This window comes from Streptomyces sp. NPDC058469 (assembly GCF_042721125.1).
GTDB lineage: Bacteria > Actinomycetota > Actinomycetes > Streptomycetales > Streptomycetaceae > Streptomyces.
Window position 1 is genome coordinate 1 of record NZ_JBHXME010000290.1, and the last position, 6,527, is coordinate 6,527.

The window sequence follows — 6,527 nt, forward strand, 5'->3', positions numbered from 1 at the left end:
GCCCGGTGCTGCGGGTGACGGACCCGGCGGCGGACGCGGCCAAGAAGTTCGCGGGCTTCCTCCAGGAGCAGGGCATCGGCTGACCGTGCTCTCCGGCCCCTCTGGGGTCGGCAAGAGCACGGTCGTCGCCCATATGCGCAAGGAACACCCCGAGGTGTGGCTCTCGGTGTCGGCGACGACCCGAAGGCCCCGCCCCGGCGAGAAGCACGGCGTCCACTACTTCTTCGTCTCCGACGAGGAGATGGACAAGCTGATCGCCAACGGCGAGCTGCTGGAGTGGGCCGAATTCGCCGGCAACCGCTACGGCACGCCGCGTACCGCTGTGCTCGAGCATCTGGAGTCCGGCGTGCCGGTGCTGCTGGAGATCGACCTCCAGGGTGCCCGGCAGGTTCGCGAGTCCATGTCCGAGGCCCACTCGGTGTTCCTGGCTCCTCCCTCCTGGGACGAGCTGGTGCGCAGGCTCACCGGACGGGGCACCGAGCCGCCCGAGGTGATCGAGCGCCGCCTGGAGGCGGCCAAGATCGAGCTGGCGGCGGAGCCCGAGTTCGACGCGACCCTGGTCAACACCTCCGTCGAGGACGTAGCGCGCGAGCTGCTAGCCTTGATGGAAGTTGTGTGATCGTTTTTCCGATCTCATCCCATCTTTCGGAAGGCAGAGCGTGTCCTCTTCCATCACCGCTCCCGAGGGCATCATCAACCCTCCGATCGACGAGCTCCTCGAGGCCACAGACTCGAAGTACAGCCTCGTGATCTACGCCGCCAAGCGTGCCCGTCAGATCAACGCGTACTACTCGCAGCTCGGCGAGGGCCTCCTCGAGTACGTCGGTCCGCTCGTCGACACGCACGTCCACGAGAAGCCGCTCTCCATCGCCCTGCGCGAGATCAACGCGGGTCTGCTGACGTCCGAGGCCGTCGAGGGCCCCGCGACCTGAGGCGCAACATGGCGTGAACAGATACGTGAGCAGATAGTCGTATCTGTAGATCGCAGCAGCTTTATCCACAGGCCCGGCAGCGACTGCCGGGCCTGTGGTGTGTCATGGAGTCGTACGGGTCGCACGAGCCGCACGCACGTTTCCGAACTCGGGGAGAGACGGTGGACAAGCCCAAGGTCGTTCTGGGGGTCAGCGGTGGCATCGCCGCGTACAAGGCCTGTGAGCTGCTGCGGAGACTGACGGAGTCGGGCCACGACGTCCGCGTCGTCCCCACCGCGTCCGCCCTGCACTTCGTTGGCGCGGCCACCTGGTCCGCGCTCTCCGGGCACCCCGTCTCGACCGAGGTGTGGGACGACGTCCACGAGGTCCCGCACGTGCGCATCGGCCAGAGCGCCGACCTGGTGATCGTGGCACCGGCGACGACGGACATGCTCGCGAAGGCGGCCCACGGCCTGGCCGACGACCTCCTCACCAACACCCTTCTCACCGCCCGCTGTCCGGTCGTCTTCGCGCCCGCCATGCACACGGAGATGTGGGAGCACCCCGCGACCCAGGAGAACGTGGCGACACTGCGCCGCCGAGGGGCCGTCGTGATCGAGCCCGCCGTCGGTCGGCTGACCGGCGTCGACACCGGCAAGGGCCGGCTGCCCGACCCCACCGAGATCTTCGAGGTCTGCCGCCGGGTGCTCGCCCGGGGCGTCACCGAGCCCGACCTCAAGGGCCGGCACGTCGTCGTCAGCGCCGGCGGCACCCGCGAGCCCCTCGACCCGGTCCGCTTCCTCGGCAACCGCTCCTCCGGCAAGCAGGGTTACGCCCTCGCCCGCACCGCGGCGGCCCGCGGAGCCCGGGTCACGCTGATCGCGGCGAACACGGGACTGCCGGACCCGGCGGGCGTGGACGTCGTCCCGGTCGGGACCGCCGTACAGCTTCGGGAGGCGGTGCTGAAGGCCGCCGCGGACGCGGACGCGGTCGTCATGGCGGCGGCGGTCGCGGACTTCCGCCCGGCCGAGTACGCGTCCGGGAAGATCAAGAAGAAGGACGACAAGGACCCCGACCCCATCGTCCTGGTGCGGAATCCGGACATCCTCGCGGAGATCTCCGCCGACCGGGCCCGCCCCGGTCAGGTGGTCGTCGGGTTCGCCGCCGAGACGGACGACGTCCTCGCCAACGGCCGTACCAAACTGGCACGCAAGGGGTGCGATCTGCTGGTGGTGAACGAGGTGGGGGAGCGCAAGACGTTCGGTTCCGAGGAGAACGAGGCGGTCGTGCTGGGTGCCGACGGCAGCGAGACCGCCGTACCGTACGGCCCGAAGGAAGCCCTGGCCGAGACGGTGTGGGACCTGGTGATACACCGTCTCGCCTGAATTGTTTCAGCCATCTGTCAGCCATCTGTCAGTTCGCCGAAACCTGACATTCGTGCGTGGCGGCTCTGGCCAACGGCACTCGGCATTCGGCAAAATGCGCGCGCCGCAGGTCACAGCGTTTCCCGAGAGGCGAGACAGGGGGACCGTCTGCCGACCGCGACCGATAAACTGTTCTCGGACGACGTCGGGCGCAGCTCCCGTCCCGTCCGCCAATGATCAGCCAGCAGCCGCTGCAACCTCAGGGAGCGTTGTGTCCCGTCGTCTTTTCACCTCGGAGTCCGTGACCGAAGGTCACCCCGACAAGATCGCTGACCAGATCAGCGACACCATTCTCGACGCGCTTCTGCGGGAGGACCCGAATTCCCGGGTCGCCGTCGAGACGCTGATCACGACCGGCCTGGTGCACGTGGCCGGCGAGGTCACCACCAAGACCTACGCGCCCATCGCGCAGCTCGTCCGCGACAAGATCCTGGAGATCGGCTACGACTCCTCCAAGAAGGGCTTCGACGGCGCCTCCTGCGGCGTCTCGGTGTCCATCGGCGCGCAGTCCCCGGACATCGCGCAGGGTGTCGACACGGCGTACGAGAACCGTGTCGAGGGCGACGAGGACGAGCTGGACCGGCAGGGCGCGGGCGACCAGGGCCTGATGTTCGGCTACGCGACGGACGAGACGCCGACGCTGATGCCGCTGCCGATCTTCCTGGCCCACCGCCTGTCGAAGCGCCTCTCGGAGGTCCGCAAGAACGGGACCATCCCCTACCTGCGCCCCGACGGCAAGACCCAGGTCACCATCGAGTACGACGGCGACAAGGCCGTCCGCCTCGACACCGTGGTCGTCTCCTCGCAGCACGCGAGCGACATCGACCTGGAGTCGCTGCTGGCCCCCGACATCCGCGAGTTCGTGGTCGAGGCCGAGCTGAAGCTGCTCGTGGAAGAGGGCATCAAGCTCGACACCGACGGCTACCGCCTCCTCGTGAACCCGACCGGCCGCTTCGAGATCGGCGGCCCGATGGGTGACGCGGGTCTGACCGGCCGCAAGATCATCATCGACACGTACGGCGGCATGGCCCGTCACGGTGGTGGCGCGTTCTCGGGCAAGGACCCGTCCAAGGTGGACCGTTCGGCGGCGTACGCGATGCGCTGGGTCGCCAAGAACGTCGTCGCCGCGGGCCTCGCCTCGCGCTGCGAGGTACAGGTCGCGTACGCGATCGGCAAGGCCGAGCCGGTGGGCCTGTTCGTCGAGACGTTCGGCACCGAGAAGGTCGACACGGAGCGGATCGAGAAGGCGATCGACGAGGTCTTCGACCTGCGTCCGGCCGCCATCATCCGCGACCTGGACCTGCTGCGTCCGATCTACGCCCAGACCGCCGCGTACGGCCACTTCGGCCGTGAGATCCCCGACTTCACGTGGGAGCGCACCGACCGCGTGGACGCGCTGCGCAAGGCCGCGGGACTGTAGGTTCCGCGCCGACGTCAGGCTCTGCGAGGCCCGGTTTCCCTTTGGGGGAGCCGGGCTTCGGTGTTTCACGCCGGGATCAGCGGCGGATGTGGCGGGCCGACACAAGGAGCGCCGCTGTTGTGATGGCTGCGATGACCGCCGTTGAGTGTGCGTAGGCCTGGGTGTCGCCGGTGACGGATGCCTGGAAGCCGTGCAGGGCCCAGTAGCCCGGTGTCGCGGGGGCCACCGTGGAGACCCAGGGGGGAGGACGGTGAGGGGGACCAGGCAGCCGCTGAGGCAGGTGATCGTGAGGGCGCCGATGTCGGAGGCGCCGGCCAACTGGCCCTGGGTGCGGGCGTGGACGCCGAGTGCCAGGCCGCAGGCGGTGACGCAGGCGGCCCAGAGAAGGGCCATCAGGGGTAGGCGCCAGGTGCCGGCGGGGAGGGGGAAGCCGAAGGTCGCGGTCGCGAAGAGGAACAGTACGGCCTGTTGGGTCCCACAGCATGCGGGCCACGGCCCGCCGCCACCCCGACCTGTTCCTGCTGCTCTTCCAACGGCCGGCGCTCACACCGGAGGCCGTCGGCCCTCGCGACGCGGTCTACGGCGCCCTGCGCGCCGCCGGTCTTCAGGAGGAGCGGATCCGCGGGCCGAGCGGCTGCTGCCCACGTTCATGCTCGGGTTCGCCGCCTCGGAGGCCGGGGGACGGTTCCGGGGCGGTGACCCGGACGAGGACATGGCCTTCGCGGAAGAGCTCATCGTTCGGGTCCTCGGCGAGGCCTAGAAGATCACGTACGTGCGGCGGGCAGCGGTCGTTGTCAGTCGGGTTTGGTAAGAATGCAAGGGTGAGCAGCGCGGACGGGGAACGGGACGGCGGGGCGGAGGGTGCGCCGCCTGAGCAGCTTGCGCTGATTCGGGAGAGTGTGCGGCAGGCGAAGGGGCCGAAGGCGAAGCCGCGGACGTGGCGGGGGGCCGCGTTGGCCGGGGAGTTGCCGGTCGCGCGGGTGCTCGTCGACAAGGGGGTGCTGCATCTTGATCGGTACTTCGACTATGCGGTGCCCGAGGAGCTCGACGCCGACGCGCAGCCCGGGGTGCGGGTGCGGGTGCGGTTCGGGGCCGGGCGGCATCGGGTGCGGGACGGGCGGCGTGAGGGCGGGGGGCTGATCGACGGGTTTCTTGTCGAGCGGCTGGCCGAGTCCGATTACTCCGGGCCGCTTGCCGCGCTGGCGCAGGTTGTGTCGCCCGAGCCGGTGCTGAGTGCGGAACTGCTGGGGCTGGCACGGGCCGTTGCCGATCGGTATGCCGGGAGCCTTGCCGATGTGCTGCAGCTGGCCGTGCCGCCGCGTAGTGCGCGGGCCGAGCAGAAGGCGTCGCCCGCGCCGTTGCCGCCGCCTGAGGCGCCCGAGGCGGGGTCCTGGGCGCGGTATGAGCGGGGGGCCGGGTTTCTGGAGGCGCTGGCCTCGGGGGGTGCGCCACGGGCTGTGTGGAACGCGCTGCCGGGGCCCGAGTGGAGCGAGGAGATCGCGCGGGCCGTCACCGCGACGCTCGCCTCGGGGCGCGGGGCGCTCGTCGTCGTACCGGACGGGCGGGCCGCCGGACGGGTCGACGCCGCGTTGACCGCGCTGCTGGGGGAGGGGCGGCATGCGCTGCTCACCGCCGATGCCGGGCCCGAGAAGCGGTATCGGCAGTGGCTGGCCGTACGGCGGGGGTCCGTGCGCGCGGTCGTCGGGACGCGGGCCGCGATGTTCGCGCCGGTGCAGGATCTGGGGCTTGTCGCGATCTGGGACGACGGGGACGACAGCCACAGCGAGCAGCACGCGCCGCAGCCGCATGCGCGGGAGGTGCTGTTGTTGCGGGCCGCGCTGGACAAGTGCGGCTTCCTGCTGGGGAGTTGGAGCTGCACGGTGGAGGCCGCGCAGCTCGTGGAGAGCGGGTGGGCTCGCCCGTTGGTCGCGTCGCGGGACCAGGTGCGGGTGGCCGCTCCGCTCGTACGGACCGTGGGAGACGGGGACCTGGCTCGGGACGAGGCCGCTCGGGCCGCGCGGTTGCCGACGTTGGCGTGGCAGGCGGTGCGGGAGGGGCTGAAGCACGGGCCTGTGCTGGTGCAGGTGCCTCGGCGGGGGTATGTGCCGCGGATGGCGTGTGCCCAGTGCCGGGCCGCCGCGCGGTGTCGGCACTGTGCGGGGCCGTTGGAGGGGCAGGACGCGGGCGTGCTGCGCTGTGGGTGGTGCGGGGTCGAGGAGAACTCCTGGCACTGTCCCGAGTGCGGGGGGTTCCGGTTGCGGGCCCAGATCGTCGGGGCGCGGCGGACGGCGGAGGAGTTGGGGCGGGCGTTTCCGGCGGTGCCGGTGCGGACGTCGGGGCGGGAGCAGGTGCTCGACACGGTGCCTGGGACGCCCGCGTTGGTCGTGAGTACGCCGGGGGCCGAGCCGGTTGCCGAGGGCGGTTATGCGGCGGCGCTCCTGCTGGACGGGTGGGCGATGCTCGGGCGGCCTGATCTGCGGGCCGGGGAGGACGCGTTGCGGCGGTGGATCGCGGCGAGTTCGTTGGTGCGGCCGCAGGGGGCTGGGGGGACTGTGGTTGTGGTTGCCGAACCTACCTTGCGGCCCGTGCAGGCGTTGGTGCGGTGGGACCCCGTCGGGCATGCGGTGCGGGAGCTTGCGGAGCGGGGGGAGTTGGGGTTTCCGCCGGTGTCTCGGATGGCTGCGGTGGCCGGGGTTGCGGGGGCTGTCGCGGAGTTTCTTGCTGCTGTTGAACTGCCGTCTGACGCTGAGGTGTTGGGGCCTGTGCCGGTGC

At 70.7% G+C, this 6,527-nt stretch carries 6 protein-coding genes; 5 read left to right on the forward strand and 1 reads right to left on the reverse strand.

The window, feature by feature from the left end:
• Nucleotides 1–79 precede the first annotated feature (79 nt).
• From gmk to metK, 4 genes are all read left to right on the forward strand, one after another.
• On the forward strand, nucleotides 80–619 hold the full coding sequence (gene gmk, locus ACFWP5_RS51300) for a guanylate kinase (protein ID WP_384173988.1): 540 nt from the start codon (nucleotides 80–82) through the stop codon (nucleotides 617–619).
• A 40-nt stretch (nucleotides 620–659) separates the two neighbouring features.
• Nucleotides 660–932, forward strand: a complete 273-nt coding sequence (rpoZ, locus tag ACFWP5_RS51305) for a DNA-directed RNA polymerase subunit omega (RefSeq protein ID WP_019059732.1) — start codon at nucleotides 660–662, stop codon at nucleotides 930–932.
• Nucleotides 933–1,093: 161 nt separating this feature from the next.
• Entirely contained in the window at nucleotides 1,094–2,296 is a 1,203-nt protein-coding gene (coaBC, locus tag ACFWP5_RS51310; protein WP_384173977.1) for a bifunctional phosphopantothenoylcysteine decarboxylase/phosphopantothenate--cysteine ligase CoaBC, read from the forward strand.
• Nucleotides 2,297–2,546: 250 nt separating this feature from the next.
• Complete coding sequence (gene metK / locus ACFWP5_RS51315) at nucleotides 2,547–3,755, forward strand: methionine adenosyltransferase (RefSeq protein WP_384173980.1); 1,209 nt, start codon at nucleotides 2,547–2,549, stop codon at nucleotides 3,753–3,755.
• Between the two features lie 76 nt (nucleotides 3,756–3,831).
• Here metK and ACFWP5_RS51320 read toward each other — a convergent pair whose 3' ends face one another.
• On the reverse strand, nucleotides 3,832–3,981 hold the full coding sequence (locus tag ACFWP5_RS51320; RefSeq protein WP_384173983.1) for a hypothetical protein: 150 nt from the start codon (nucleotides 3,979–3,981) through the stop codon (nucleotides 3,832–3,834).
• A gap of 595 nt (nucleotides 3,982–4,576) precedes the next feature.
• On the opposite strand from ACFWP5_RS51320, the gene ACFWP5_RS51325 reads away from it, so the two are divergent.
• Nucleotides 4,577–6,527: primosomal protein N' (locus tag ACFWP5_RS51325; protein ID WP_384173986.1), on the forward strand; the 1,951-nt coding region annotated here is incomplete at its 3' end.